Source organism: Haloferax gibbonsii, assembly GCF_001190965.1.
Taxonomy (GTDB): Archaea; Halobacteriota; Halobacteria; order Halobacteriales; family Haloferacaceae; genus Haloferax; species Haloferax gibbonsii.
The window spans coordinates 1060738-1087179 of record NZ_CP011947.1 but is presented as its reverse complement, the minus strand read 5'-3'; the positions used below and the strand labels follow the sequence as shown (position 1 = coordinate 1087179).

Annotated in this window: 27 protein-coding genes and 4 tRNA genes; 20 read left to right on the top strand and 11 right to left on the bottom strand. The window is 66.8% G+C overall.

Going from position 1 to position 26442, the window contains the following annotated elements; genetic code table 11:
- Nucleotides 1-3: 3 nt before the first annotated feature.
- From ABY42_RS05745 to ABY42_RS05735, 3 genes are all read right to left on the bottom strand, one after another.
- Nucleotides 4-681: a DUF2110 family protein gene (locus tag ABY42_RS05745; RefSeq protein WP_004977408.1), complete on the bottom strand. Its 678-nt coding sequence runs from the start codon at nt 679-681 to the stop codon at nt 4-6.
- Nucleotides 682-1212, bottom strand: a complete 531-nt coding sequence (locus ABY42_RS05740) for a transcription factor TFIIE subunit alpha (protein ID WP_004977409.1) — start codon at nt 1210-1212, stop codon at nt 682-684.
- 85 nt (nt 1213-1297) lie between these two features.
- On the bottom strand, nt 1298-1840 hold the full coding sequence (locus ABY42_RS05735) for a tRNA (cytidine(56)-2'-O)-methyltransferase (RefSeq protein ID WP_004970839.1): 543 nt from the start codon (nt 1838-1840) through the stop codon (nt 1298-1300).
- 156 nt (nt 1841-1996) lie between these two features.
- On the opposite strand from ABY42_RS05735, the gene ABY42_RS05730 reads away from it, so the two are divergent.
- The 4 genes from ABY42_RS05730 (at nt 1997) to ABY42_RS05715 (ending at nt 5268) form a co-directional block, all read left to right on the top strand.
- The gene (locus tag ABY42_RS05730) at nt 1997-2896 is read left to right on the top strand and encodes an SDR family oxidoreductase (RefSeq protein WP_156224357.1); all 900 of its coding nucleotides are present in this window, start codon (nt 1997-1999) and stop codon (nt 2894-2896) included.
- 74 nt (nt 2897-2970) lie between these two features.
- A complete protein-coding gene (locus ABY42_RS05725; RefSeq protein WP_004977411.1) occupies nt 2971-3918 on the top strand; it encodes an NAD-dependent epimerase/dehydratase family protein in 948 nt (315 codons plus the stop codon).
- Between the two features lie 105 nt (nt 3919-4023).
- Nucleotides 4024-4770, top strand: a complete 747-nt coding sequence (locus ABY42_RS05720) for a DUF2797 domain-containing protein (RefSeq protein ID WP_050458921.1) — start codon at nt 4024-4026, stop codon at nt 4768-4770.
- 60 nt (nt 4771-4830) lie between these two features.
- Complete coding sequence (locus ABY42_RS05715; RefSeq protein WP_004977413.1) at nt 4831-5268, top strand: hypothetical protein; 438 nt, start codon at nt 4831-4833, stop codon at nt 5266-5268.
- Between the two features lie 29 nt (nt 5269-5297).
- On the opposite strand, the gene ABY42_RS05710 is transcribed toward ABY42_RS05715, so the two are convergent.
- Nucleotides 5298-6404 carry a glycosyltransferase gene (locus tag ABY42_RS05710; RefSeq protein ID WP_050458920.1) on the bottom strand — a complete coding sequence of 369 codons (1107 nt, stop codon included), beginning with the start codon at nt 6402-6404 and terminating at the stop codon, nt 5298-5300.
- Between the two features lie 126 nt (nt 6405-6530).
- Nucleotides 6531-7592, bottom strand: coding sequence for a glycosyltransferase family 4 protein (locus tag ABY42_RS05705; protein WP_050458919.1), 1062 nt, complete (start codon nt 7590-7592; stop codon nt 6531-6533).
- A gap of 95 nt (nt 7593-7687) precedes the next feature.
- On the opposite strand from ABY42_RS05705, the gene ABY42_RS05700 reads away from it, so the two are divergent.
- From ABY42_RS05700 to ABY42_RS05690, 3 genes are all read left to right on the top strand, one after another.
- Nucleotides 7688-7963, top strand: a complete 276-nt coding sequence (locus ABY42_RS05700) for a ribonuclease P protein component 4 (protein WP_050458918.1) — start codon at nt 7688-7690, stop codon at nt 7961-7963.
- 111 nt (nt 7964-8074) lie between these two features.
- Entirely contained in the window at nt 8075-8323 is a 249-nt protein-coding gene (locus ABY42_RS05695; RefSeq protein WP_004977417.1) for a YhbY family RNA-binding protein, read from the top strand.
- Nucleotides 8320-9228, top strand: a complete 909-nt coding sequence (locus tag ABY42_RS05690; RefSeq protein ID WP_004977418.1) for a mechanosensitive ion channel family protein — start codon at nt 8320-8322, stop codon at nt 9226-9228. Before ABY42_RS05695 ends, ABY42_RS05690 begins: the two co-directional genes overlap by 4 nt.
- A gap of 77 nt (nt 9229-9305) precedes the next feature.
- Here the strand turns inward: ABY42_RS05690 and ABY42_RS05685 are convergent, their stop codons facing one another.
- Nucleotides 9306-10118 carry an HD domain-containing protein gene (locus ABY42_RS05685; protein WP_050458917.1) on the bottom strand — a complete coding sequence of 271 codons (813 nt, stop codon included), beginning with the start codon at nt 10116-10118 and terminating at the stop codon, nt 9306-9308.
- Between the two features lie 80 nt (nt 10119-10198).
- Entirely contained in the window at nt 10199-10699 is a 501-nt protein-coding gene (locus ABY42_RS05680) for a redoxin domain-containing protein (RefSeq protein WP_004977420.1), read from the bottom strand.
- Nucleotides 10700-10959: 260 nt separating this feature from the next.
- On the opposite strand from ABY42_RS05680, the gene ABY42_RS05675 reads away from it, so the two are divergent.
- The 10 genes from ABY42_RS05675 (at nt 10960) to ABY42_RS05630 (ending at nt 21241) form a co-directional block, all read left to right on the top strand.
- Nucleotides 10960-11235, top strand: a complete 276-nt coding sequence (locus ABY42_RS05675; protein WP_004977421.1) for a Sec-independent protein translocase subunit TatA/TatB — start codon at nt 10960-10962, stop codon at nt 11233-11235.
- 78 nt (nt 11236-11313) lie between these two features.
- Nucleotides 11314-11386: transfer RNA gene (locus ABY42_RS05670), tRNA-Arg, on the top strand.
- 177 nt (nt 11387-11563) lie between these two features.
- Nucleotides 11564-11636, top strand: a tRNA-Arg gene (locus ABY42_RS05665).
- 859 nt (nt 11637-12495) lie between these two features.
- Nucleotides 12496-15807 carry a type II/IV secretion system ATPase subunit gene (locus tag ABY42_RS05660; protein WP_050458916.1) on the top strand — a complete coding sequence of 1104 codons (3312 nt, stop codon included), beginning with the start codon at nt 12496-12498 and terminating at the stop codon, nt 15805-15807.
- Nucleotides 15808-17850: a type II secretion system F family protein gene (locus ABY42_RS05655; protein WP_004977425.1), complete on the top strand. Its 2043-nt coding sequence runs from the start codon at nt 15808-15810 to the stop codon at nt 17848-17850.
- Nucleotides 17850-18344 carry a DUF7287 family protein gene (locus tag ABY42_RS05650; RefSeq protein ID WP_004977426.1) on the top strand — a complete coding sequence of 165 codons (495 nt, stop codon included), beginning with the start codon at nt 17850-17852 and terminating at the stop codon, nt 18342-18344. Before ABY42_RS05655 ends, ABY42_RS05650 begins: the two co-directional genes overlap by 1 nt.
- Nucleotides 18338-18973: a DUF7288 family protein gene (locus ABY42_RS05645; protein ID WP_050458915.1), complete on the top strand. Its 636-nt coding sequence runs from the start codon at nt 18338-18340 to the stop codon at nt 18971-18973. Before ABY42_RS05650 ends, ABY42_RS05645 begins: the two co-directional genes overlap by 7 nt.
- Nucleotides 18961-19953 carry a DUF7261 family protein gene (locus ABY42_RS05640; RefSeq protein WP_004977428.1) on the top strand — a complete coding sequence of 331 codons (993 nt, stop codon included), beginning with the start codon at nt 18961-18963 and terminating at the stop codon, nt 19951-19953. Before ABY42_RS05645 ends, ABY42_RS05640 begins: the two co-directional genes overlap by 13 nt.
- Entirely contained in the window at nt 19950-20468 is a 519-nt protein-coding gene (locus ABY42_RS05635; RefSeq protein WP_050458914.1) for a DUF7266 family protein, read from the top strand. Before ABY42_RS05640 ends, ABY42_RS05635 begins: the two co-directional genes overlap by 4 nt.
- Complete coding sequence (locus tag ABY42_RS05630; protein WP_004977430.1) at nt 20465-21241, top strand: DUF7289 family protein; 777 nt, start codon at nt 20465-20467, stop codon at nt 21239-21241. Before ABY42_RS05635 ends, ABY42_RS05630 begins: the two co-directional genes overlap by 4 nt.
- A gap of 33 nt (nt 21242-21274) precedes the next feature.
- On the opposite strand, the gene ABY42_RS05625 is transcribed toward ABY42_RS05630, so the two are convergent.
- The gene (locus ABY42_RS05625; RefSeq protein WP_050458913.1) at nt 21275-22786 is read right to left on the bottom strand and encodes a DUF7289 family protein; all 1512 of its coding nucleotides are present in this window, start codon (nt 22784-22786) and stop codon (nt 21275-21277) included.
- Nucleotides 22787-22943: 157 nt separating this feature from the next.
- Here ABY42_RS05625 and ABY42_RS05620 point away from each other — a divergent pair, with 157 nt between their 5' ends.
- Nucleotides 22944-23684, top strand: a complete 741-nt coding sequence (locus ABY42_RS05620; RefSeq protein WP_050458912.1) for an HNH endonuclease — start codon at nt 22944-22946, stop codon at nt 23682-23684.
- 513 nt (nt 23685-24197) lie between these two features.
- On the opposite strand, the gene ABY42_RS05615 is transcribed toward ABY42_RS05620, so the two are convergent.
- Nucleotides 24198-24269 (bottom strand) — tRNA-Ala (locus ABY42_RS05615).
- Nucleotides 24270-24369: 100 nt separating this feature from the next.
- Nucleotides 24370-25011, bottom strand: coding sequence for a VRR-NUC domain-containing protein (locus tag ABY42_RS05610; protein ID WP_050458911.1), 642 nt, complete (start codon nt 25009-25011; stop codon nt 24370-24372).
- 125 nt (nt 25012-25136) lie between these two features.
- On the opposite strand from ABY42_RS05610, the gene ABY42_RS05605 reads away from it, so the two are divergent.
- Nucleotides 25137-25349, top strand: coding sequence for a hypothetical protein (locus ABY42_RS05605; protein WP_004977436.1), 213 nt, complete (start codon nt 25137-25139; stop codon nt 25347-25349).
- Nucleotides 25350-25657: 308 nt separating this feature from the next.
- On the opposite strand, the gene ABY42_RS05600 is transcribed toward ABY42_RS05605, so the two are convergent.
- Nucleotides 25658-25729 (bottom strand) — tRNA-Ala (locus ABY42_RS05600).
- 244 nt (nt 25730-25973) lie between these two features.
- On the opposite strand from ABY42_RS05600, the gene ABY42_RS05595 reads away from it, so the two are divergent.
- Nucleotides 25974-26441 carry a 30S ribosomal protein S15 gene (locus ABY42_RS05595; protein ID WP_004977438.1) on the top strand — a complete coding sequence of 156 codons (468 nt, stop codon included), beginning with the start codon at nt 25974-25976 and terminating at the stop codon, nt 26439-26441.
- The last annotated feature ends 1 nt before the right edge of the window (nt 26442 follow it).

Below are 26442 nucleotides of genomic sequence, written 5' to 3'. Positions count from 1 at the left end.
GTCTTACTGGCCGATGACGCACTTCAGTTCGGCCGGCAGGTACGAGCCGATGCTGGCGAGGAGGCCCGGCGGGTCGGTCTCGTCCCGGCAGACGATGCTCTGTTCGAGGAGGCCGAGGCGCTCGACGGTCACGATGTCCTTCGCGTGACCGGCGCGGTTGACCGTCGCGCGGACCTCGCCGCGGGTCGCGCTGTTGACGTTGACGCGACCGCTGCCGCGGGTCCAGTCGTAGAGTCGGTCGACCTGCTCGTCGGCCAGCCGCGAGGGCTCGTCGTCGCCGCCGTAGACGAACGTCAGCGGCATGTGCTGGACGAGGCCGAAGCGGTCGCGAATCTGGGTCGCGGAGCCGCGGCCGAGGCCGAGTTCCTCGGTCGGGATGCGCACCTCGATGCCGGCGTCGAGGACGAAGCCGTCGTCGTCCCAGTGTTCGAGCGTGCCGACGTAGGTCTCACCGGCCGAGAGGTGCGGCGTGACTTCGCCCCACTCCTCGCGGAGGACGTTGCGCGCGACCGTCTCGTCGTCGCCGGAGACCGTCACGGAGATGAAATCGTCGTCGCGGACGCCGATGTCGTACTCCACGTCGAGGTCGCCGATGTCGTTGGCGACGAGCGAGGTGAGGCTGTCGAGCGCGCGGTCGCGGGCGTCGCCGTCGATGTAGCACTTCGTTGCGAGAACGACCATTCAGTTCGTCCCCGTCACTTCGACGTTGAGCTCGTCTCGAAGCTCTTCGATGCGTCGTTCCATCGCGTCGACGAGGTCGTCGTTGTCCATCGGTTCGAGGGGCGCGCCGGTCTCGGGGCACTGGAAGCCGAGCTCCATCGCCTCGGAGAACTCGAAGCGGATGCCGGCGGGCTCCGAGAGGTAGAACTCGTGGTCCCGCTCGTAGTCGAGTCGCTCCTCGAGCGCCTCGAGGAGGCGGTACATCTCCTCTTCGAGGTTCTCGGGGATGTTTTCGTAGTGGAACGTCCAGAGGTAGGTGAGCCAGCCGGAATCCTCGTCGCGGACGCGACGATACGACGCGAGGTCGTTCTCGTAGAGGATAAAGAGCGCACGACGCACGTCGTTGAGCTCGAGCCGCAGTTCCTCGGCGAGTTCCTCGTCGGTGACCTCGCCGTCCGGGGGTGCCGCCGCGACCGGCATCCCAGTGGGCCCAACCAACTCGTGGAGGTACTTCTGGATAACAGGGTCGTTCAGTAACTCCTCAAAAGCCATTGTGCGAAATGGCGTCAGGAACGCCATTAAGTCTTATTACTCCCGGGCAGCGGAGAACCGCCGGCGGGCGCGCCGACGCGTCCGATTACTCCTCGTCGGCCGGGACGACTTTCTTGCCCGTCGCCATCGGGACGACCCGGTTTTCGGCGTCTTCCCACTCGCGGTCGAGCTCGCGCCCGTCGAACAGGCGGTCGAGGAACACCGCGAGGCCGGCGACCTCCGAGTGCGGCTGGTTCGTGACGCCGACGTTCCAGTCCGCCCCCTCGTACACCTCGAAGGGGACCTTCTCCCCGCCGACGACGACGAGAAGCGGTTCTTCGGCGTGCGCCTCGCGGATGTCGGCCTCCACGTCCTGAACGCGCTCGCCGTACATCGTGAGGTGGACGACCTTGCCCTCCCAGTTGCGGATGACGCCGTTGAGCGCCTCGGTGAGTTCGACCTCGAAGGGGCCGCCGAACCGGCCCGTGATGTCCTCGACGGTCTCCATCGAGTGGCCGGCGTTGTCCGGGAGGATGACCCGGTCAGCGCCGAGCGCGCGGGCCGTCAGGCCGACGTGCGTCGTCATCCGGTCGTCGCGCCCCGGTCGGTGTCCGTACCGGAGGACGGCGACCTCGGGTTCGTTGTGCATGTCTCTCCGAAGACGGCGGGGGAAAGTGGCGCTTTCGGAACGCGGGCGGCGGCGCGGCGATCCCTCGTTCGTTCGTCTGTTCGTCCGCCTGTCTATTCGTCCACCTGTCTGTCCCAGCGGTCGAGGTTTATCTGCGCGCCCGCCGCAGACGTATCCATGAGCCACCGCCCCGAAGTCGGCGCGGGCGTCGAGCGCGCCGACCTGTCGAACCGAACCGTGCTCGTGACCGGCGCGACCTCCGGCGTCGGCCGCGAGACCGCGCTCGCCCTCGGTCGTCTCGGTGCGACCGTCTTCGTCCACGGCCGCGACCGGGACGCGGGCCGGACCGTCGCCGCGGCCGTGGAGGACGCCGGCGGCGACGCGGTCTTCTTTCGCGCCGACCTCGCCGAACGGGACACCGTGCGCCGCCTCGCCGAGGCGGTTCGCGACCGGACCGACCGCGTGGACGTGCTCGTCAACAACGCCGGCGCGCACTTCTCGACGGGCGAACTGACCGCCGACGGCGCGGAGAAGACGTTCGCCGTCAACCACCTCGCGCCGTTCGTCCTCACGCACGGGCTCCGGGACCTGCTTCCCGACGACGGCCGCGTCGTCACCGTCTCCTCGGAGGTCCACCGCCGGTTCGAGGGCCCGCTCGACGCGACGAGCCTCGACGACTACGACGGTCTCGACGCCTACACCCGGTCGAAACTGGCGAACGTCCTCTTCACCGTCGGGCTCGCCGACAGGCTCGACGGCCCGACCGCGAACTGCTGTCACCCCGGCTTCGTCCCGTCGAGCGGCCTGTGGCGCGACGCCTCGCTCCCCGTCCGCGCCGGGGTCGGCCTGCTCTCCCGACTCCCGCACCGACTCGTCGGCGGCTTCGCGGATACGCCGGCGACGGCCGCCGACACGCCCGTCTACCTCGCCGCGTCGCCGGCCGTCGCGGGAGTAACCGGGTCGTACTTCTCCGACTGCGCGCCGGCCGAGCCGTCGGCCGCGGCGACCGACCCCAAGCACGTCCGGGAGCTGTGGCGGCTGAGCGAGGACCTGACCGGAATCTCGTGGCCCCGGTAGCGCGGGCCGTCACCGACGCCCGGCCGCGGCCCGGAGGGGAAACGGACTTATCACTCGGTCGAATCATCTGAGCCATGTCGCTGGAACTCTCCGACAAGCGCGTCCTCGTGACCGGGGGCGCGGGACTCGTCGGCTCTCACCTCGCCGCGCGCCTCTCCGAGGACAACCACGTGGTCGTCGCCGACGACCTCTCGAAGGGGGACCGCGAGCAGGTCCCCGACGGCGTCGAGTTCGTACAGGCCGACATGACCGACCCCGACGACGTCGCCGAGGCCGTCACCGAGGACCTCGACATCGTCTTCCACTTCGCGGCCTACACGGACACGAACTACGGCAACCCCCGTCAGCTGTTCGAGGAGAACACCGAGATGACCTACAACATCCTCGAACGGATGCAGGAAGTCGGCGTGTCGAACATCTCCTTTACCTCCTCGTCGACGATTTACGGCGAGGCCCCGCGGCCGACGCCCGAGGACTACGCGCCGCTCGAACCAATCAGCATCTACGGCTCCTCCAAGCTCGCCGACGAGGGCCTCTTGTCGACGTTCGCCCACTCCTACGACGTCACGGTCTACATGTACCGCTTCGCCAACATCGTCGGCCCGAACCAGCGCGGCAACGTCATCCCCGACTTCATCGAGAAGCTCCTCGAAGACCCCGAGACGCTCGAAATCCTCGGCGACGGCCGACAGGAGAAGTCCTACCTCCACGTCGAGGACTGCATCGACGCGATGTGCCACATCGTCGAGCACGCCGAGCGCGACTACAACGTCTACAACCTCGGCACGCGGACGACCACCTCCGTGACGACCATCGCCAACATCGTCGCCGACGTGCTGGACCTCGACCCCGAGTTCGAGTACACCGGCGGCGACCGCGGCTGGACCGGCGACGTGCCGAAGATGCGCCTCTCCATCGAGAAGCTCTCCGCGCTCGGCTGGGAGCCCGACGGGTCGAGCGACGAGGCCGTCCGCCGCGCGGCCGAGGAACTCGCCGAAGAGCTCCGCGCCGAGTACGAATAACGCCGACCGATACCCGCGGCCGACACCGCGGGGCGACGCCCGGCGGGCCCCGCAGTTCGCCCCGGGAGCGAGCCACCTTTCTACCGCGACTCCCTACCCCGGAGCGTGCAGGTCGTCGGCTACGATACCGGAACCCCCGCGCTGTTCGTGAGCGCGAGCGGCGGCATCGACTCGGTCGCGCTCGACCCCGGCACCGAACTCGACTACCGCCTCGGCGAGCGCCACTGCGCGGGCACCGTCCACGACGACCGACACGTCTCCTGCGACAACGACCGCGCACCCTACTGCTCGGACCACCGCCACACGTGGGTCTGCGCGAAGTGCACGGGGACGTGTCTGAAAGACGAGATGGACTGCTACGAGGACCACGCGGTCTACCTCGCGGCGTTCGCCCCCGACACGTTCAAAGTCGGCGTCACCCGCGAGTGGCGGCTCGACACCCGCCTGCGCGAGCAGGGCGCGGACCGCGCGGCCCACGTCCGAACGTTCTCCGACGGTCGCGTCGCCCGCGAGTACGAGGCCGAACTGGCGACCGAGATTCCGGACCGCATCCGCGTCCCGACCAAAATCGAGGGGTTCGGCCGGGCGGTCGACGCCGCGGCGTGGGACGCCCTCGTCGCCGAGTTCGACCCCATCGAGACGTTCGCGTTCGACTACGGTCTCGACCTCGACGGCTCGCCGGTCGCAGAAACCGTCGCCACGGGAACGGTCCGCGGCGTGAAGGGGCGCGTGCTCGTCCTCGACCACCGCGGGACGACCTACGCGGTCGACATGCGCGACCTCGTCGGCCACGAACTCGGCGACGGCGGGACCGACCGCGACCTCCAGTCGAGCCTCGGCGCGTTCGGGTGAGCGACGTCACGATTCTCAGAGACCGTCAGCACTTTCCGGGAGGACGGCCAACTCGCTCTCATGGCTGACGACGAACCCGCAGACGAGACGCAGACGCCCGACGAGGGCGACGACGGCGAAGAAGAGAAGTCGTTCCGCGAGCGGGTCGAAGAGATTCGACAGCGCCGCGAGAAAGAGCGCGAGGAAGGCGAGCGCCCCGACCCCGAAGAGATGATGGGCGGCGGCGGCCCCGGCGGCATGGGCGGCGGCGGCAACCCGTTCGCGCAGATGATGAGCGGCATGATGGGTGGCGGCGGCCCCGGCGGTATGGGCGGCGGCGGCGGCCCCGGCGGCATGGGCGGCGGTCCCGGAAGTATGGGCGGCGGCCCGCGCGACCCCGAGCAGGGAAGCGGAAGCGACGAACAGCTCGTCCGCGAGGTCCGACAGCTCCGCGACGAGGTCCGCGACGTGAACCGCGAACTGCGCCGCATCGCCGACGCGCTCGAAGGTCGCGACTAACGCGGTTTCGCAGTCGGTCTCGCTGTTTTTTATTCCGACGCCAACCGGTCGTAGAGCGCCGCGAGTCGGTCGACAGAGCGGTCGACGCTCACCTCGTCACGGCGGTCGAGACACCGCGCGCTGAGTGCCTCGCGCTCCGCCAGCGCCCGCCGAATCCCGTGGCGGAAGCCGTCTAAGTCGCCTGACTCGTAGTGGTAGCCGGTCACGCCGTCGAGGACGGTGTCCTCGAGCGCGCCCTCGTTGACGCCGACGACGGGCGTCCCGCAGGCGTTGGCCTCCAGCGCGACGAGCCCCTGCGTCTCGACGGGGCTCGGGAAACAGAACACGTCGAGCGCGGAGTAGAACGCCGGCAGCTCCTCGCGGTCGAGGAAGCCGAGGAAGTGCGCGTCCACGCCGAGGTCGTCGGCGAGGGCTGACAGCTCGTCGCGGGCGGGGCCGTCGCCGCCGAAGACGAGCGTCGCGTCGAGGTCGGCCGCGGCCCGGACGAGTTCGTCGAGACGCTTCTCGTAGCCGTGGCGGCCCGTGTAACCGATGAGGGGGCCGTCGCCGAGGTCGTAGCGGCGGCGGAAGTCGTCGCCCTCGACGGGTTCGAACCGCTCCACGTCGATGCCGTTCGAGAGGACGACGATTTCGGCCTCGACGCCGACCTCGTCGACGAGGCGGCGCTCGGCGTCCTCGCTCGGGACGATGACCGCGTCGGCGCGGTCGAAGAACCATCGCTCGTACCGCTCGGCGGTGCGCTCGACGCCGCGCTCGATAGCGCCGACGGAGCTGAGGTACTCGGCGTACTCGCCGGTCGGGGTGTGGTAGGTCGCCACGAGCGGGAGGTCGCGCCGGCGGGCGAGTCGGAGGCCGGCCAGTCCGAGGCCGAACGGGGTGTGGGCGTGGACCACGTCGACGTCGTCGACGGCCCCCGGAATCCGCGGCGCGCCGATTCGAATCCCCTCGTAGAACGGGAAGGGAAGGCTTCGGACGCCGTACTCGCCGGGCTCGGGGTCGTAGTCTTCGTCCGCCGGGAACACCACGTCCATGCGACCGCCGCGGCGGTGCCACCGCTCGCGCCACGTCTGAATCGTGTAGGTGACGCCGTTGACGGTCGGTAGGTACGTGTCGGTGAACGCGGCGACCGACTGCATGGCCGTTCGTGCGACCCCGACGGGATAAACCGTTGTGACTTCCCGCTGGACTGTCGTGTGTTACCGAATCAATCGGCCGCCTCCCGGGGGTCGGCCAACGAGACTCGCCGGTCGGGGGGCGGCCACTCAGCCTTCGAGTCGCCCGGACAGCGCGTCCTCGTACGTCTCGACGAGCCTGTCGCCGACGCGGTCGAGGCTGTGTTCGGCGGCCGTCTCGCGGGCGTTCTCGCCGAGTCGCCGCCGGAGGTCGGGGTCGCGGGCGAGCAGGTCGAGCGCCCGGCGGAACTCCGCGTCGGTCGAACACTTCAGGCAGTCGTGGCCGTGAGTGTAGAACTCCTCGAACACCGGGATGTCGCGGAGGACGACCGCCTTCCCGCAGGCCATCGCTTCGAGGACGGCGATGCCCTGATTCTCGTTTTTCGTCGCGAAGAGGTAGACGTCGCCCGCGCCGAACGCGCCGCGGATGTCGTCTATCCACCCGGTGAACGTGACGTTCTCCGGGGCGTTTTCGACCCAGTATCGAACTTTCTTCGAGGCGTGCGGGCCGGTGTCGTAGGGGCCGAACCACGCGAAGTCGTAGTCGGTCTCCTGGGCGAGCGTGCAGAACGTCGTGAGGCCCTTGCGCTCGAAGACGTTGCCGACGGTGAAGACGGTCATGCCGTCGAGGTCGTACCTCTCTCGGTACTCGTCGCGGAGGTCCTCGAAGCCGTCGAGCGCCTCGGTGTCGACGCCGTTCGAAACCGGTCGAATCGGCGCGTCGACCGGGTAGGATTCGAGCGTTCGCTTCGTGTACTCGGAGGGACAGAGCACCACGTCGGCCTGCGAGTAGAACCACTTGAGGTACTTCCCGAGGGCGGGGGCGACCGCGGTCGACCCGCGGAAGCTCTCGGCGAAGTCCTCGCGGGTGACGTGCGAGTGGAGCACGAGCGGGATGTCGTTCCGTTTGGCGTGTCCGGCCACGGCGAGCGACCCGGGGCCGATGAGGTTGCAGTGGGCCACGTCGTAGTCGCGGACGACCCCGTCGCCCCGCAGGAGGCCCGCGGCACCCGCGGCGGCCGACTCGGGCCACGGGGAGGTGACGACCTCCACGTCGGTCGTGGCGAGGGCCGCCCGCTGCTGGTCGGTGGCGGTGCCGATGCCGCTGCGTTCGAGTTGCGAGGCGAACTCGAGGTAGTTCAGGACGCGCACAGTCGCCGTTTTTCCGGCCGGGGTTTCACGTTACCGGCTTCGGCTCCGCGTCGCGGTTCGGAACGTCTTTGTCCGGGCCGCTCGCCCGAACGTGTATGAACATCGCGGAGGAGCGCATCGACCGACTCCACGACCTCGCCCGCGAGGCGGCGAGCGACCGCGACCACGAGCGCGCCCGCGAGTACGTCCGCCTCGCCCGCCGGGTCGCAGAGCGGAACCGCTGCGGCCTCCCGAAGGCGTTCCGCCGGTTCACCTGCGACGGCTGCGACGCCTACCTCCGTCCCGGCGTCAACGCCCGCGTCCGGACCCGCGCCGGCGGCCGCGTCGTCGTCAGATGCGACTGCGGGGCGACGAAACGCTATCCGTACTGACCGCCTGCCGGCGATTCCGGCAGTATCGACCCGTTCTCGCGTGTGTACGACAACCAAACGGCCGCCAAAGCCTTACTATTGAAGCCCTCTGGCACATAGTGGAGGCCACACATGAACACGCAGGAGCTGCGAAAGGAGGCCCACGACGTCGACGTGACCGTCTGGGTGGGTAAGAGCGGAATCGAAGCGGTGGTCGGCGAACTCAACGACCAGCTGGCCGACCGGAACCTCGTGAAAGCGAAGTTCCTCCGGGCGGCGCTCGGCGGCACGACGGTCGACGAGGCGGCGGCTGACCTCGCAGACCGGGTGAACGCCGAACTGATAGAGACGAGGGGGAAGACCGCGGTCTACCACCGATGAACGCGCTCGCACTCCCGCTCCAACTGCAGGGTGACGGCGGCGCTATCGGTCGACTCCTCACCCAGCAGAACGTCCCGTACGCCGAGACGCTCGGGACGCTCCTGGGTCTCGTTCTCGGCTTCGTCGTCGTCTACATCGTCGGCAAGGCGGTCGTGTCGTCCGCGCTCAACCGCGTCCTCGACCGGCGCGGCGCGGAGGAACACGCCAAAAAGCCCCTGATGAAAATCGCGACCCTCGTCGTGGCGTTCGTCGCCCTCGGCGCGGGGTTCGCGTTCGCCGGCCTCGGCAACATCCTGCAGTCGCTCGCCACCATCGGCGCGGCCGCGACGCTCGCTATCGGCTTCGCGATGCAGGACGTCATCGCCAACTTCGTCGCCGGCATCTTCATCTTCACCGACAAGCCGTTCCGCATCAACGACTGGATTGAATGGGACGGCAACTCCGGCGTCGTCGAAGACATCTCCTTCCGCGTGACGCGCGTTCGCACCTTCGACAACGAACTGCTCACCGTGCCGAACTCGCAGCTCACCGACGGCGTCATCAAGAACCCCGTCGCGAAGGACAAACTCCGCCTGCAGGTGCCGTTCGGCATCGGCTACGACGACGACATCCAGCAGGCGACCGACATCATCCTCGACGAGGCCGAAAACCACGAGGGAATCATGACGACGCCCGAGCCGTCGGTCAGACTGACCGAACTCGGCGACTCGTCGGTCACGCTCAAGTCGCGCATCTGGATTTCCCAGCCCAGCCGCGCCGACTTCGTGAAGACCCGCGGTGAGTACGTTACCGCCGTCAAAGAGCGGTTCGACGAGGAGGGAATCGACATCCCCTACCCGAACCGCACCCTCAGCGGCGAACTCTCGGTCGGCGGCGCGGAGCGCCTCGCGCAGTCGAACGACTGAGGAAAAACAACGCCGACCGCGGGACCGACCCGCGGCGGTCGACCGCGACCCGATTTTTCCGACTCCCGACGCGCCGCCTAGAGTTCGATGCGCTCGACGAGCCTGTCGTCGGACTTCGTGTTGACCGCGACGATGCGGACGTGTTCTTCGAGACCGGAGCCGTCGAGTTTCGCCTTCAGGAGGTTGTCGACCTGATAGACGCCCGCGGCGTTCACCATCTCGATTTCGACGAGGACGGGGGAGTCCTCGCCGGGCTTCAGGACGACGTTGTTGATGGCGCGGCTGGAGAGCGTGTTGATGCCGCGGCCGCCCTTCTCGTAGGGGATGCGCGACCGGCCGCGCTCCATGTCGAGCGCGTCGGCGACGCGGATGACGCCGGCTTCGAGCGTGAGCGGGTCCTCCTCGCGGTGGTGACAGAGGATGGCGTGGAGGACTTCCGCCTTGATTCGGACCGCGTCGGCGAGGCCGTAGAACTCGGGGAGGAAGCGGTCGAGCACGTCCGACGCGAGCGGAATGGAGTAGTACGCGTGGTTGTCGCGGTGGACGATGTGACCGATGTCGTGCAGTTGCGCCGCGAGGGCGATGATGACCGCTTCGTCGGCCTCGTCGAGTCCCTGCTCGGCCGCGCCGTTGAACTCGCAGCCGCCGGCCTTGAGCAGGTCGTACAGCCGAAGCGCGCGGTTCAGAACGATTTCGATGTGCTTCGGGCCGTGGTCGTTGTAGCCCTTGCGCGTCACCGCGTTCACGTTCTGCGCTTCGAGGAGCGTCGTCACTTCCTCGTCGTCGAGGAGCGCGGGGAGCACCTCGTTGAGCTTCTCGTCGGGGAAGGCGTGGTCCGCCTCGGGGTCGTAGACGCGGCCGCCGTTCAGGGTGTCTTCGGTATCGCTCATGAACCGCAGGTGGTCGCACGGAGAGAAAAGAACTTGGGCTCCGAATCAGGTGCGCTAACGCGTCGCGTGGCGGGGTGCGCCTACGCGGCCTCGGTCGGTTCTTCGAGCTTCGCGGCGGCGGCCTCGACCGCGTCGTAGTCGGGTTCGACGCCGGGGTCGTCGCTGACCCACGCATAGGTGACCTCGCCGTCTCCGTCGACGACGAACACCGCGCGCTTCGCCACGCGGTTGACGCCGAGGCTCGCGAAGTCCATCGCCACGTCGTAGGCGTCGACGAGTTCGCGGTTCGTGTCGCTGATGAGTCCGAAGTTGAGGCCGTTCTGCTCGGCGAACTCCGTCAGCGTGAACGGCGTGTCGATGCTGATGCCGTACACCGTCGCGCCGACGTCCTCGAAGTTGGCCATCTGGTCGCGGAAGGTGCACATCTCGGTGGTGCACGTGCCGGTGAAGGCCGCGGGGAAGAACGCGAGGACGATGGGCGCGTCGTCGAGGTTCTCGGAGAGCGTGAACGACTCGATGTCGCCGTCGATGTCGGTAAGCGGTGCGGTGAAGTCCGGGGCTGCGTCGCCGACTGATACCATACGGGTGGCATTCGACTCCGCACACATTATTTCACCGTCGTCGGAAATTCAGGGGACCGGTGGTGACGGACCGACCCAGTCGGCGCAGCGGAACGCCCGAGCGCGTCCGGCACCCCGGCCACAAGCTTTTCGTAGGAGTTACGCGCCGAAACGCGTCGATTCGGGCGATGCGGGAGTTCCGGTACGCCGATATTCCGTCTTTCCAGAACCCGCAGAAGGCAAAAAGCCTATAATTGCCACTAGGTAACGCAGAAATAGCGATGTTCGAGACCATCACCCCACTGTTCCCGGGACTCCCGGGCGGGCCCGAGCTGCTCGTCGTTCTGCTCATCGTCGTCCTGCTGTTCGGCGCGAACAAGATTCCGAAGCTCGCTCGGTCCTCCGGGCAGGCCATCGGCGAATTCCAGCGCGGCCGCGAGGAAATCGAGGACGAACTGCAGGATATGAAAGGCGACGACGAAGACGAAGACGACGCCACCGAGAGTTCGGCCGACTCGGTCGAAACCGAATCCGCTTCGACCAAATCGTCGAACTAACCGCAGCTCACTCTCTCTCTTCTGCCCGCGCAGGGCGAACCACGCGATTTTTGACCAGTCCTGAGAGATTGCGCCGTAGGGCGTGTGGCCTAGTGGACAGGGCGAGAGGTTCCTAACCTCTCGATCGCGGGTTCGAATCCCGTCACGCCCGTTATCGTGACGAGCGGAGCGAATCCGATAACGCAACGTGCGGGATTCGAATCGGGGAGCGAACGTCAGTGAGCGACCGGGGTTCGAATCCCGTCACGCCCGCCAGCTCACTCTCTCTCTTCTGCCCGCGCAGGGCGAACCACGCGATTTTTGACCAGTCCTGAGAGATTGCGCCGTAGGGCGTGTGGCCTAGTGGACAGGGCGAGAGGTTCCTAACCTCTCGATCGCGGGTTCGAATCCCGTCACGCCCGTTATCGTGACGAGCGGAGCGAATCCGATAACGCAACGTGCGGGATTCGAATCGGGGAGCGAACGTCAGTGAGCGACCGGGGTTCGAATCCCGTCACGCCCGCTTCGCTCACTTCGTTCGCTCAGCGGCCGCGACGGACATCGCGAATCCGCTGGATTCGCTCAATCCCGTCACACCCGTTCGCCACTTCGTTCGCTCAGCGGCCGTTCCTGAGTCCCACTCGCTCTGCTCGCGGGACTCCCGTCACGCCCGCTTCGCTCGTCGCGACGCTTCTCGCTGCACGGCCGCGGTAGAATCGCAAACCCTCGGTTCCAATCCCGTCGCAAACGCCTCTGACTCACCGCTCTTTCGTCTCCACGGCGGAATCCCAGCCCGCAACGGCGACGGTCCGTCTCCCGTGTTGCACGACATATCAGAAAACAACTCCCGTTCGCCACTTCGTTCGCTCAGCGGCCGTTCCTGAGTCCCACTCGCTCTGCTCGCGGGACTCCCGTCACGCCCGCTTCGCTCGTCGCGACGCTTCTCGCTGCACGGCCGCGGTAGAATCGCAAACCCTCGGTTCCAATCCCGTCGCAAACGCCTCTGACTCACCGCTCTTTCGTCTCCACGGCGGAATCCCAGCCCGCAACGGCGACGGTCCGTCTCCCGTGTTGCACGACATATCAGAAAACAACTATCCCGCGGGCGTCCCTCGATTCGCCCCGGTTCACGCCGCGATAAAGCCCCGATTTAGCCGGCCGTCTGGATGCGTCGCCACGACCTTCCCTGATAAAATAGTATAAAAAGACAACTTAAACAGGACTTAAACTGTGAATTAGCTGAGAAAAAGACTTTTCCATCGGCCCGGATACCCGGTGACAATGGCAACCGACGACGCCGACGGAGGGGAGCGAAAGGCGTTAACGGGTGATGTAACGCCGCCCGTGGAGAGCGACACCGCTCCGGAGCAGGCGTCGAACGCGCGCGTCGGGTCGTACACGTGGGCAGACTTTCTCGAGGAGTACGGAAGCGACGGCGACGTGGAAGCCCTCTACGGGACCGACCCGCGGACGCGACGCGACGCGCCCGGCACGTCCCGGTGGGAGGAAGACGACGAGCGGGCGGCCTCGACGCCGACCCGGACCGACTGGGACCGCGTCGACCTCGACCCCGAAGAGTACCTCGACTGTCACCCGGTCGACGCGGCGGAGTTCATCGGCAATCGCGGCGCGCACGCGACGGACATCAACGAGCAGTTCGAGGCGTTTTGCGACCCCGAGACGACCCCCGTCGTCAAGGACGTCTGGCTGTGGGAACACTACAAGCGGGAGTACTACTACGAGGACGACGGTTCCCGCCCGCGGGATTCCGAGGGCGAAATCGTCCGCTTCGACGCCGAGGAGGCGCTCGGGTTCGACCCCGACTACATCGAGAACGCGCTCGCGCGGGCCGGCCAGCGCGCCGAGGAACTCGACGCCGTCGTCGAGGAGCGCACGGTCGACGTGGACCCCGAGTTCGACGAGGACGCGTTCTTCTCCAGCGTCGACGGCACGACCACGCTGGCGAACCGCTACGACCTCGAAAAGGCGGTCCCGATGGAGAAGAAGACGCACTTCCGCGAGGTCGAACGGTACTGGGTGAACAAGCCCTACGCGTTCGTCATCATCTTCCACTCCGTCAAGGAAAACGAGAAGAAGTACTACGTGGTCGAACCGCACCTGAACCGCATCGAAGACGACCTGACGGAGTTCCTCACGAACAAGCTTCGGACCGCCATCAAGTACGGCGACGAGAGCGTCGTCGAGGGCGGCCGCGACAACCGCGGGCGGGTCATCGAGGCCGAGACGTACGAACTGCTCTCGCGGTACGACCTCTACGACCCGCCGGCGACGGCATCCGCGGCTGGCGAAAGCGACGACGGCTCAGACGCTGACGGGGCGTCGGCTGCCTCTCCGGGCCTCGCGTCTCGGCTCGGACTGGGCGGCCTCCTCGGTGGCGGAGGTGGGTCGCCGGACGGCTCTTCGGCGACTCCCGCGACCGCCGGGCGATTCGGCGGACTCGGCGGCATCGGGTCCCGACTCGGGTTGGGCTCGGTCTTTGGCGGTCGCGCCCGCGACGCCGACGACGACGCCCCGCTCGGCGGCATCGACGGTATCGCTGCTCGACCCGAACCGGCGGTGCTCGCCGACGACGCCGACGACCTGAACGACTACCAGGTCCGGAAACTCCAGTACTACCTCCGCCGCGACTTCATCGGCTACGAGCGCATCGACGGCATCAAACACGACATCAACGTCGAGGACATCTCCTGCGACGGCTACAACTCGCCGGTGTTCGTCTACCACTCCGACTACGAGCAGATCATCTCGAACGTCTACCACGGCGAGGGCGAACTCGACGACTTCGTCGTGAAACTCGCCCAGCGCTCCGGGAAGGGCATCTCGAAGCGCCGCCCGCAGGTGGACGCGACGCTCCCCGACGGGTCTCGCGCGCAACTCACCCTCGGTCGCGAGGTGTCGGACCACGGGACGAACTACACCATCCGCCAGTTCAAGGACGTCCCCTTCACGCCCATCGACCTCATCAACTGGTCGACGTTCTCGCTGGAGGAGATGGCGTTCCTCTGGCTCTGCATCGAGAACGACAAGAGCCTCATCTTCGCGGGCGGCACGGCGTCGGGAAAGACCACCTCGCTCAACGCCGTCTCGCTTTTCATCCCGTCGAACACGAAAATCGTCTCCATCGAGGACACCCGCGAGGTCGAACTGCCCCAGCGCAATTGGATCGCCTCCGTCACCCGGCCGTCGTTCGCGGACGACGACAAGGGCGACGTGGACGAGTTCGACCTGCTCGAAGCCGCGCTCCGCCAGCGCCCGGACTACATCGTCATGGGCGAGATTCGCGGCGAGGAGGGCCGGACGCTGTTTCAGGTCATGTCCACGGGTCACACCACCTACACGACGTTCCACGCCGACTCGGTCGGCGAGGTGCTCAAGCGGTTTACGACCGCGCCCATCAACGTCTCGAAGACGATGTTCACCGCCCTCGACCTCGTGTCCATCCAGACCTCGACGCGGGTCGGCGGCAACAAGGTGCGCCGGAACAAGTCGCTCACCGAAATCAACCACTACGACCCCGAGAACGACGAGATAAACGTCCAAGACGTCTACCAGTGGCAGGCCGAGACCGACGAGTTCCTCCAGATGGGTTCGTCGAACACGCTCGAAGAGATCAAGTTCGACCGCGGCTGGAATCAGGAGACGCTCGAACTGGAGATTTTCAAGCGACAGGTCATCCTCGCGTACCTCATCGACCGCGGGCTCAACACCTACACGCAGGTCGCGGCGACGTTCCAGGCGTTCATCAACGACCAGGACACCATCCTCGGGCTGATGGCGACCGACGACCTCGAACGGAGCCTCGAAGACCTCCGGGAGATGGAGTCGGTCCACATCAACATCGACCCCGAGAGCGAGGCGATGGTCCCGCGACCCGACCCGCCGGAACACGTCCGAAAGCTGGCGAAGGAAATCCTCCGCCGGGCCGAAGACGAACTGTTCCCCGACTACCGCGACCGCGACGTGGGCGAGGTCGCGGAGGCGCTCAACCACATGCGCGACGAGCCGGACGTGGAGGCGACGCCCGGCGAGCGCGGCGAACTCGACTCGCTCGACGCGTCGACCCGAGACCCCGAACTCGACGAGGGAGACGACCGCGACGAACTGGACGCCGGCGACGAAACCCCCGAAATCGAAGGCGACGACGGGCCTTCCTCGCTCGACGGCGAGGACGAGACGCCGGCGCTGGAGGCGGGGCGCGACGAGGCGGACGCGGACCGCGAGGGCGACGAGCCGACCGGCTTCGGCGACACCAGCGGGGCGTTCGGCTTCGACGACGCGCCCTCCTTCCCCGACTCCGACGGCGACGACCCGGACCTCGACGACTTCTTCGGCGCGTTCGGTATCGACGACGAGTCGGACTCGGCCGCGGCTTCGGACGGCACGGCGGGGCGAGGCGAACCCGACAGGGCCGCCCCCGACGATGAGGCCGACGCCGACGACGCGGCCGACGACCAAGACGCGGCCGACGAGACGTGGGGCGGGTTCGAGGCCGCCGAGGCCGACGACCCACACGAGGGCGACGAGGCCGACGACGCGGGCGCTCGCGGGGCCGACTCCGGAGAGGGCGAGTAGATGAGCAACCTCGATTCGAAGACCTCGGGCGGTCTCGACCGCAGCACCGACACCCTCGGCGACGCCTTCTACCCGCTGTTTCAGCTCATCTTCGACGAGGACGGCGAGTTCGTCGCCGACATCGAAGAAAAACTGCAGCAGGCGCGGATGCCCGACACCGTCGAACTCTACCTCTCGCGGGCGCTCGCGGTCGGCGTGCTCGTCGGCCTCGCGCTGTGGCTCGTCGGGATGGTCGTCGGCTACGGCGTCTTCGCGCTCGGCCTCGTCTCGGCGGACTCGCTGAGCCTCGGCATTCCGGTCGGAAGCGAGTCCACGGCGGCCACGCTCCGGTCGCTCGCGATGCCCGCGGCCGTCGTCCTCTCGGGGCTCTTCTTCGGGTCGCTCGGCTTCGCAGGCGGGTTCGGGACGCTCGTCGCGATTCCGTACTCGACCGCGTCCGCCCGCAAGCGCGAGATAAACATGCTCCTGTCGGACTCCATCTCGTTCATGTACGCCCTTTCGGTGGGCGGGCTGAACCAACTGGAGATTCTGGAGGCGATGGCGCGCGCCGAAGACACCTACGGGGAGGTCTCTCGGGAGTTCCAGAGCATCGTTCAGGAGACGGAGTACTTCGGCACCGACTACCGAAACGCCATCCGCCAGCAGGCGATTTTGACCCCCTCGGACGACCTCTCGCAGTTCCTGACGGACATGCTCTCTATCGTCAACTCCGGCGGCAACATGCAGGGCTTCCTCGACGACAAGAAGGACAAACACCTCCGGACCGCGAAACAACAGCAAGAACAGACGCTGGAGACGATGGAACTGTTCGGCGAGATGTACATGACGCTCTCGCTGTTTCCGCTGCTTCTCATCATCATCCTCGTCATCATGAGCATGCTCGGGGAGGCCCAGTCGAGGCTGCTGTACGCGACCGTCTACGGGCTCATCCCGCTGACCGGCGTCGGCTTCCTCGTCCTCGTCTCGACGGTCAAGCAGGACGAAATCGGCGACGGCTTCCTCAGCCCCGAAGACGAGAGCGACCGCCTGCAGGGCCAACAGCGCGAGGGGCTCGTCCACATGGGGCTCGTCGAGAGCTACGTCGGCGAGTTCAGCCTCTTTTCGCGCATCAAATCCCGCGAGGGGACGTTCAAGACGAAAGAACTCCTGCGTCGCCCGCATCTGTTCTTCAAGCGGCATCCGCTTTTCACCCTCGCGCTGACGGTGCCCGCGGCGCTCTCGCTCCTCGCCGTCTCCGTCGTCGAAGGTGCCGCCCCGACGACGTGGGACGGGATGGTTTCCAACCCCGTCTGGGGGACGTTCATCTGGTTCTACGTCCCGGTCTACCTCGTCGCGGTGCCGCTCGCCGTCTTCCACGAGTGGAACGTCCACTCGCGGGCGGCCATCACCGGGAAGCTCTCCGACAACCTCCGAAAACTGTCGAGCGCGAACGACACCGGCCAGACGCTCCTCGAGTCCATCAAGACCGTCTCGGACACCTCCTCGGGGAAGCTCGCCGACGAGTTCGAGGTGATGTACGCGAAGGTCCACTACGGGATGAGCCTCAAGGAGGCGCTCGTCGAGTTCAACAACAAGTACCACATCCCGCGGCTCGCCCGGACGGTCAAGCTCATCACGAAGGCCCAGGAGGCGTCGAGCCAGATAACCGAGGTCCTGACGACGGCCGCGCAGGCCTCCGAGAACCAAGACGACATCGAGCGCGAGCGCATCTCGCGGACCCGGATGCAGGTCGCAATCATCCTCATGACCTACGTGACGCTGCTGGCGGTGATGGCCATCCTGAAGACGCAGTTCCTCGACGTGATGGCCGGCCTCTCCTCGCAGGCGTCGAGTTCCGGCGGCGCGACGACCGGCGGCCCGAGCTTCGGCGGCGGCATCGACCCCGACCTGCTGTCGCTTCTGTTCTTCCACGGCGTCACCATCCAGGCGATGCTCTCGGGGTTCATCAGCGGCTACATCCGCAACGCGGACCTCCTCTCGGGGGTCAAGTTCGTCGTCATCCTCCAGACGCTCTCGCTCGCGGTGTGGATGGTGGTCGGCTGATGCGGCGACGCGGCCCGCCGGACGACCGACGCGAGACGAGCGGCCGGAGCGCCCGCGCCCAGACGACCATCGACTTCGCCGTCGGCGTCGGCATCTTCCTCCTTGCGGTCGCGTGGGTCGTCGGCACCATCCCGCAGATTCTCGACCCCTTCGAGGCCGAACAGGACCGCCCGCTCGTCGCGAACCGCGCCGCCGACTCGCTCACCCAGCGCCTGCTCGTCGACGACGAGAATCCGGACGTGCTCGACGCGGTCTGCACCGAGGCGTTCTTCGACGGGGACCCGCCGCCCGGCGACTGCGACTACGGGAGCGCCGACCCCAACGCCGCGACCGGAATCGACGCGTCCTACGGCCTCAACGTCACGCTCTCGCGGGGTGGGACCGTCGTCGAGACGACCGGCGAGCCGGTCTCGACAACCCGGAGCGTCGTCGCCGCCCGGCGGGCCGTCCTCCTCGACGGCGAACTCCACGAGCTATCGGTGAGGGTGTGGTGACCGTGTCTCGCGCACAGGCCCACGCGCTCGAAGCCATCGTCGCCGCGATGGTGCTCCTCGCCAGCGTCACGTTCGCGCTGCAGGTGACCGCGGTGACGCCCCTGACCGCGAGTACGTCGAGCCAGCACATCGAGAACCAGCAGGCCGCCGTCGCCGACGGCGTCCTGACGGCGGCCGCCGAGACCGGCGCGCTGAAGCGGACGGTGCTGTTCACGCACCCCGAAAACGGGAGCTTCTACGGCATCGACGCGCGCGGCTACTACGTCGACGGCGGCCCGCCGACCGCCTTCGGGGCGATGCTCGACGAGTCCTTCTTGGACCGCGGCATCGCGTTCAACGTCTACGTGCACTACCTCCGCGACCGGGAGGTCCGCCGGACGACCCGCCTCGTGTTCATGGGCGAGCCGAGCGACCACGCCGTCTCGCGGACTCGGGTCGTGACGCTCGCGGACGACGACGCGCTGACCGAGCCGGGAACGTCGCCGGGCGGCGAGCCGCGCGCGGTCGAGACGACCAAGACGCTCGAATCGGTCGCCGCCGCGAGCGACGAGACGTATTTCATCCAAGACGGGAGCGCGGGGCCGCTCTACGGCGTCGTCGAAGTGGAGGTGGTCGTATGGCGGATGTGACCGACTCCTTCGAGCGCGCGAGCGACGAGGCGACGGGAGCCGCGCGCTTCACCGGCGACGACCGCGGCCAACTGATGCTCGTCGCCGCGCTCGCAATCGCGGTCCTCCTCGTCGGTCTCGCGCTGACGCTCAACACCGCGATTTACACGGAGAACCTCGCCACGCGGACGACCGATACGAGCCTCGACGGGGCGGTGAGCCACGGCCGCACGGTCGAAGCCGGCGCGGGAGTCCTCCTCGACGAGACCAACCGCGAGGGTGGAACGTACGCCGAACTCGCCGGCTCGTTCGACGAGACGTTCGGCAACTGGAGCGACGCGGCCGCGACGCTCGCCGCGGTCAGGGGAGCCGCGACGAACGCCTCGCGCGTCGACCACGTCGAGGGCACCCGAATCTCGCAGACCGACGCGGCGCGGAACTTCACGGACGGGAGCGAGTCGACCGACTGGACGCTCGCGAGCGACGTCGGCGTCCGCGGCGTTCGGTTCAACGTCTCGCGCGACTCGCTCGCGACGAGTAGCGGGTCGGCGTTCGAACTCGTCGTCGACGACGGGACGAACGTCGTCGAGACGGAGGTCTACCGGAATTCGACGCGGGCCTTCGTGACCGTCGAGGACGCCGGCGGGACGCGGGCGACCTGTAGCGTGGCGGCCGACGCGGGCGATTACGTCACGATTGACGTTGCCGACGGCCGACTCAACGGGACCGCCTGCGACCCGCTCGACGCGGTCCACACCGACCTCGACGGCACGGTCGCGGTCTCGTACCGGAACGCCGTGCAGGCCGAGGGGAGCTACGAACTGTACGTGAACGAGACGAACGCGACGGTGTTCGACGCGGCGAAGTACGCGTCCGCCGAGAGCGGGTCGTCGCCGGTCGCAGAGCAGGCGCTGTACGCCGTCACCGTCTCGTACGTCTACGAGACCGGCGAGACGTACGTCTACCGAGAGCTTCGGGTCGCGCCGGGTGAGATTGCGTGACGCCGCCGACGGCTCCGGACGGACGCGGGGACCGCGTTCGGCGCGGGAGCCGCGGGAGCCGCGCCCGCTCCCGCTCCCGTTCGACCGACCGCGGCGTCTCGACGGCGCTCGGCTACGTCCTCACGCTCTCCATCACGGTCGTTCTCATCTCGGGGCTGTTGGTCGCCGCCGGCGGCTTCGTCTCCGACGAGCGCGAGCGGGTCACCGAGACGGAACTCGACGTGGTCGGAAACCGGCTCGCGGCCGGCGTCGAATCGGTCGACCGAATCGGGGCCGCGCCGGGCGAGTCGCGGGTCGAGGCGACGGTTCGACTGCCCCCGAGGGTCGCCGGCACGACCTACTCTATCGAGGTGGTGTCGGGGTCGCCGAACGAACTCGTGCTCACTTCGACCGACCCCGAGGTGACGGTTCGCGTCCCCGTCTCGACCGAGACCTCGCTGACCGCGAGCCGGGTCGACGGCGGCGACGTGACCATCACCTACGACCCGTCGTCGGGGCTGGAGGTGAGCTCGTGAGCGACCGCGCGGTGAGCGACACCCTCGGGTTCGTCTTCGTCTTCGCCATCGTCCTCTCGATGGTCGGTCTCGTGTCCGCCGTCGGGATGACCGGTCTCCAAGACGCCCGCGACGTGGAGCGCGTCAACAACGCCGAGCGCGCCCTCGACATCCTCGGCGACAACATGGAGGATATCGCCGACCGCGGCGCGCCGAGTCGGGCCACGGAGGTGAAGTTGCAGGACGCCCGCCTGACACTCGACCGCCCCGTCGAGTTCGTCGTCTCCGGGGAGTTGACGTCGGACCCGTCGGTCAACTTCACGAACACCTACGACGTCTCGCCGGTCGTCTACGCGGCCGATTCAAGCGACGAACGAGTGGTCTACGCGTTCGACGCGCTCCTCAGGACCCGCGGCGACAGCGGGACGTTCGTCCGGCGACCGTCGTTCGTGCTCACCGAAGAGCGGGTGTTGATTCCGGCGTTCGTGACGCGCCCCGACGAGGAGGCGACGACCTCGGTCGGCGGGTCGGGGACGTTCCTCATCCGAGCCGACAAGGCCGCGAGCGACGTGTTGGCCGCGCGGACCGACGGGCAGTACGACGTGAATCTAACCGTTCGCTCCCCGCGTGCGGCGCTCTGGCGCGCGGAGCTATCGAGCCGTCCCGACGTGACCTGCGACCCGGTCGTCCCGGCCGCGACGCCCGACGGCTATCCGAGCGTCTCGTGTTACGTGAACGGGGCCGACCGCGTCTACGTCGTCTCGACGTCGGTCGATATGACGTTCGCCGACTGAGGATAGGACGCCGCCAGGGCCGGCTCCGGTCGCTCACTCGACGTCGACTTCGACCTCGTTTTCGGTGACGTGCAGGAAGGTGATGAACTGGCCGCCCTCGGCCTGGTCGTAGACGAGTTCGCCGCGCGAGCCTGCCTCGTCGACGCTCTGGCTGTTGCCCGGACCGTCCGTGACGGTCAGTTCGAACTGCGGCGCGGCCAGCGAGAAGTAGTGGTTGACGACGAAGTCCATCCGAGCGGTGTCGCCGTCGGCCTTCGAGAACGTCTGGCCGCCGTCGGCGTCGTGTTCGTCGAAGGTGACGCTGTCGTAGGCCTCGCCGTCGACGATTTCGGGGGCGAACTGCCACTTGTTCTGGTTGCCGAAGCCCTTATCCGACTGGATGTCGCCGTAGGTCATCGTCTCCGAACTCGTGAAGTCGACGGTGAGTTCGGGGGTGCTGGCCGTGCAGTCGATGCTCACCGCGTCGCTCGTGTCCGGGTCGAGGTCGGTCGCCTGCCAACCGTGGTACCTGCCGTCCTCGGTGGCGTAGTAGAGCGTCAGGTCGAACGTGCCGTCGTAACTCCCGCTCTTGCACTTGTCGTCCGCCTGCACGTGGAGTTCGAGGTCCTTCTGGTCGCCGTCGTAGTACATCCCCCACTCCATGTTCTGGAGGTGTTGGTCGTTCGAGAGCGTGAGCGAGAACGCCGAGACGTTGTGGTTCGCGGCCATCCCGCGCACGTCGACCGACGTGCCCTCGTTCGGCATCTGGAACTCGCCGACGAGCCCGAGCGTCTCCAGTTCCACGCTCGCGGTTTGGTTGGCGTCGTCGACCGTCACCGTGCCCTCGCTCCGCGACTCGAAGAACGAGGCCCAACCGCGGTAGTGGTCGCTGTGGACCGTCACGACGACCGTCCCGTTGCTGACGGGGTTGTCGAAGGTGGCCGGTATCGTGTCGTAGCTCGCGGTGTCGTTGGGGTAGACGCGCCGAGCGCGCTCGGTCGCCGAGACCCTCGCGGACACGTCGCCCGACGCGGACCCGTCGCCGGCGACCCGAACGACCGGAAGCGTCAGCGTCGCGCCGCGGTAGTGGAACTCCGGCGGCGAGACCATCGTCGTCCCGCCGTCCTGCGTGCGCCAGACGCCGCCTCCTTCGTAGGCGATTCGGGCGTCGCCGTCGCGGTACTCGACGCTCCCGAGCGACTCGTTGTAGAGCTCTTGGTCGTCGCCGGCGTCCGTGTAGTTCTTGTGCGTGACGCGTATCCAGCCGGTGTCGTCGTCGACGACGTAGGTGCCGCCGCCGGTCCCGCCGAGGTCGACGAACTGCGTCTCTCCCTCGCCGAGCGCGGAGATGGCGACCCGCGAGTCGAACAGCGTCATCGAGTGCTCGGCGCGCGTCAGTTGGGACTCCTGTTTCGTCTCCTCGAGGGCGACCCCGCCGAGCGCGACGACGGCGGTCGTTCCGGCGACCGTAATCGCCAACAGGAGAACGACCGCAATCGGCGAGGTCTGCGCCGTCCGGTCTCTGACGACGCGATAGACCAGTGGAACACGGGGACGACCGCTCATTACCTGACTGAAGGCGACGCGGGGTGAAAACCTCGCGGGGTACCTGACAGTCTGGTAAGTGGAACCGTTCGCTGGGGCTGACCTGCGCCGCGTCGACCGGTTCCGTGTCAAGGAAAACGAATTTCACCGGGATACGAGACAGACAGACGAGTGACCGATGTCGGAGGACGCCGAGACGACGACCGGGCGGACGACGCGAAGGCGGAGAACCATCGACCGCGAGCGGATATTTCGCCGCGACGACTACACGTGTCAGAACTGCGGGCGCGAGTACGACGAGGGCTCGAACATCTTGGAGGTCGCCCATCAGCGCCCGACGCGGGATTTCGAGAACTCCAACGATGCCGACACCCCCGAGAACCTCGTCACGCTGTGTCCGAACTGCCACCGGCGGTTCGACATGGGCGAACTCGGCGACAGAATCGCGTCGAGCCTCCAGCGCGACTTCCGCGAGCGGGCGAAAGCGAGAAACCACGCGAGCACGGTCGAGGCGTTCGCGGGCGACGCCATCGAGATAACGAAACTGAACGTCCTCATCGCGAGCGTCTTCGGGACGGGCGTCACGGTGCTCCTCCAAGCGGACGTCGTGACGGATGTCTCCGCGTTGGTGAACTTCGGCGTCGGGTCCGGCGGACTCGCGTGGGTGCTATCCACGGGGTTCACCCTCTTGGCGTATCATTCGTGTCGCACCTCGGGAGCGAGTTCCAGCGCCATCGAGGAAGTTCTTGAGGGCGGCGACGACGACGAACTCCCCGAGGAGACGACGAAGATATACTACCGAAACGCCAGGCGAATCGGCATCGCAATCGGCCTGACGCTCAGCTGCGTCCTCCTGCTCATCGCGGGAATCGCCCTCGCGGCGACGGGTGATGGTGGGCTCGCGGCGCTCGTCGGGTAGATAGCGTGTATTGACCGATAGAGCGCTCACAGGCGAGTCCCGATTGGTTCATCACCCGGTTCAATTGCCGGACTGGGCAGGACTGAGCAAACCGGAGGTTTGCGAAGGTCGTGAACGAAGTTCACGGGATTTGAACTCACTCGCAACGCTCCGCGTTGCTCGCTGCTCAAATCCCGTCTCGAACAGACATCAATACAGTCGATACACGCGGCTCGCTGCGCTCGCCGGCGGTATCGACAGAAGTTGATGGACTCGCCGGGAGTCCCGCGAGCAGAGCGAGACGGCACTGCCGTCTCGCATGCCATGCGGGCGACTCGCGGGTCGCCCGCAGACGGAGCGAGTGGGACGTCGGCGAGTCCACGAACGACTGAAGGGAACGAAGTGACCGAAAGGAAGTGAGTGGACTGGCCGGGATTTGAACTCACTCGCAACGCTCCGCGTTGCTCGCTGCTCAAATCCACGCGCTCGCTGCAGCGAGCGCTCTGCTCGCCATTTCTTCACTCCGTTCAGAAATGGACTCGCCGGGATTTGAACCCGGGGCCTCTCCCATGCCAAGGGAGTGATCTACCCCTGATCTACGAGCCCTCAAACGCAATCATTCATTCCCCGGTCGAATAAATAAGGGCTTCGAATCGTTCGACTGCTGTGGGGTGCGGACACAGATCGCATTCCGTCGGGGCCTTGCCTACGCGGGCCGAACTTCACAAACGTACACATCCGTGAACAGGTTTCGGAACGTCCCCATCCAATGCTCTTGGGTGTCCTGAAACTGGTCTGTGTGTGCTTTGACTTCCACGAGAACCGGGCCGCCGAACAGCTGTTGGTCGATACCAACGAGGTCTGGTGCGCCGGAGAACCCGAGTGCCTCACGCAAGCGCTCGAGGGGTTCGGTTCGGTCGAATATTTCGGTGAGAACCGTTTCAGACGTGTCGGTCCGCATCGGTCCGGCGATTTCGCGGAGGCCCCGTTCAATCGCGTCCGCGAATCTGACACGCGAAAATCGACCGTGTTCGTCCAGATTGTCGGTCTCCCACGCCGACTCTACGAACTGTTCGCCGTCGAGGACGGGACGATTCCGCGTGCTGTCGATATTGATGACGAGGCCGCCGAGACACTCGGTGAGGTAGGTCGAAACCAAATCCTCGGCGTTGACCGCATCGCCCTCGTAGCAATACTCGTACGTTTCCGGCGATTCGAACGACCCCGGGTACGACGCCGTGTCCGTCGCCCAATCCTTCTCTAGGTAGGTTCGCCCCTCCCCCTCGATTGTGCTGGTCCCCGTCAACCGCCTGAAAACGAGTTCATACTCGCCGGCTCCGTATTGCATCGTGTAACCGCTGTCGGCGTTATCCCGTATTGGCTTGTTGGAACGGCCGAGACGCGTTCCGAACGTTTCTCCGCTCCCGGCAACGAACCGACTCGTTTTTTCCGTCGCTGACGGAACGATTCGGTATGACTGACGACGACGCTCCCGAAGTCCCGGTCGTGTGCGAGGCCTGCGACACGACCACGCGCGTTTCGCTCTCCGAGGTCGCGGACGCCATCGAGCGACACAACGAACAGGTCCACGACGGGGACGACATCGCGCAGGTCGACCCCGAAATCGTCAAGCACGTGACCGACCTCGCGGCGAAGGACATGAGCGTGTTCGAAGACGAGGCGTGAGCCGCGGGAGGCGCTGGCGCGCCGCATCGGCTCTTTTCAGCCGCGGTAGCTCGGATACCGATTGCCGGACTTGTGGGACACCCGTAGCGGGGCAAACAGCTGACCCGGAATCCACCAGTTGTTCGAGTGCGAGTCCACGAACGACTGACGGAACGAAGTGACCGAAAGGAAGTGAGTGGACTCGCCGGGATTTGAACTCACTCGCAACGCTCCGCGTTGCTCGCTGCTCAAATCCCGTCTCGAACAGACATCAATACAGTCGATACACGCGGCTCGCTGCGCTCGCCGGTGGTATCGACAGAAGTTGATGGACTCGCCGGGATTTGAACCCGGGGCCTCTCCCATGCCAAGGGAGTGATCTACCCCTGATCTACGAGCCCGCATCCTCCGATAGCCGTCGCCCGTTTAGAAGCCCTTCGATTCCGACCGAGGCGAGTTGAGACCGAGTCGAATCCGAGTCGAAACGGTTTAACCCGGCGCGCGTGGACAACCCGATGGGAATCCAGCACGGCCGCAAATCTGACTCGCCCGGTTCGGGCTTGGGATTGCGGTAGTGCCCCAGCAGTCGGTGAGACGACTGCGGGGTACTCGTTTCTGCGGTCAGTGCGGTTCCAACCCGCAACAATGGCACGAATGCACACCCGCCGCCGTGGCTCGTCCAGCTCGGACAAGCCGGTGGCAGACGAAGCACCGGAGTGGAGCGACGTCGACGCGGCTGACATCGAAGCCCGCGTCGTCGAACTTGCAGAACAGGGCAAGGACCCGAGCCAGATCGGCCTGTCCCTGCGCGACGAAGGCGTCAAGGGCGTTCCCGTCCCGGACGTCAAGCTCGCCACGGGCAAGAAGGTCACCACCATCCTCGAGGAGAACGACGCCGCAGGCGACCTCCCCGAGGACCTCCGTAACCTCATGGAGCGCGCCGTCCGCCTCCGCGAGCACATGGAGGAGAACCAGCAGGACAAGTCCAACCGTCGCGCCCTGCAGAACACGGAATCGAAGATTCGCCGCCTCGTCTCGTACTACCGCGGCGACAAGCTCGACGACGACTTCACCTACAGCTACGACGTCGCTGTCGAACTCCTCGAAGAATAAC